The 1194-nt window shown below is 56.4% G+C and carries 1 rRNA gene; it reads left to right on the forward strand.

From position 1 onward, the window contains the following. Positions 1-1173: ribosomal RNA gene (locus tag AB0412_RS35725) — 23S ribosomal RNA — on the forward strand; the annotation flags it as partial. Positions 1174-1194: the final 21 nt, after the last annotated feature.

Genomic DNA, 1194 nt, shown 5'->3' on the forward strand with positions numbered 1-1194 from the left:
TGAGCTGGGGGTGGCCGCAGAGACCAGCGAGAAGCGACTGTTTACTAAAAACACAGGTCCGTGCGAAGCCGTAAGGCGATGTATACGGACTGACGCCTGCCCGGTGCTGGAACGTTAAGGGGACCGGTTAGCTCTGTTTCGACGGGGCGAAGCTGAGAACTTAAGCGCCAGTAAACGGCGGTGGTAACTATAACCATCCTAAGGTAGCGAAATTCCTTGTCGGGTAAGTTCCGACCTGCACGAATGGCGTAACGACTTCTCGACTGTCTCAACCATAGGCCCGGTGAAATTGCACTACGAGTAAAGATGCTCGTTTCGCGCAGCAGGACGGAAAGACCCCGGGACCTTTACTACAGTTTGATATTGGTGTTCGGTTCGGCTTGTGTAGGATAGCTGGGAGACTGTGAAGCTTGGACGCCAGTTCAGGTGGAGTCGTCGTTGAAATACCAGTCTGGTCGTGCTGGATGTCTAACCTGGGTCCGTGATCCGGATCAGGGACAGTGTCTGATGGGTAGTTTAACTGGGGCGGTTGCCTCCTAAAGGGTAACGGAGGCGCCCAAAGGTTCCCTCAGCCTGGTTGGCAATCAGGTGTTGAGTGTAAGTGCACAAGGGAGCTTGACTGTGAGACCGACGGGTCGAGCAGGGACGAAAGTCGGGACTAGTGATCCGGCGGTGGCTTGTGGAAGCGCCGTCGCTCAACGGATAAAAGGTACCCCGGGGATAACAGGCTGATCTTCCCCAAGAGTCCATATCGACGGGATGGTTTGGCACCTCGATGTCGGCTCGTCGCATCCTGGGGCTGGAGTCGGTCCCAAGGGTTGGGCTGTTCGCCCATTAAAGCGGTACGCGAGCTGGGTTTAGAACGTCGTGAGACAGTTCGGTCCCTATCCGCTGTGCGCGTAGGAGTCTTGAGAAGGGCTGTCCCTAGTACGAGAGGACCGGGACGGACGAACCTCTGGTGTGCCAGTTGTTCTGCCAAGGGCATGGCTGGTTGGCTACGTTCGGGAGGGATAACCGCTGAAAGCATCTAAGCGGGAAGCCTGCTTCGAGATGAGGACTCCCACCTCTATAAGAGGGTAAGGCTCCCAGTAGACGACTGGGTTGATAGGCCGGATCTGGAAGCCAGGTAACTGGTGGAGGTGACCGGTACTAATAGGCCGAGGGCTTGTCCTCAGTTGCTCGCGTCCACTGTGT

This window comes from Streptomyces sp. NPDC052012 (assembly GCF_040689265.1).
Taxonomy (GTDB): Bacteria; Actinomycetota; Actinomycetes; order Streptomycetales; family Streptomycetaceae; genus Streptomyces.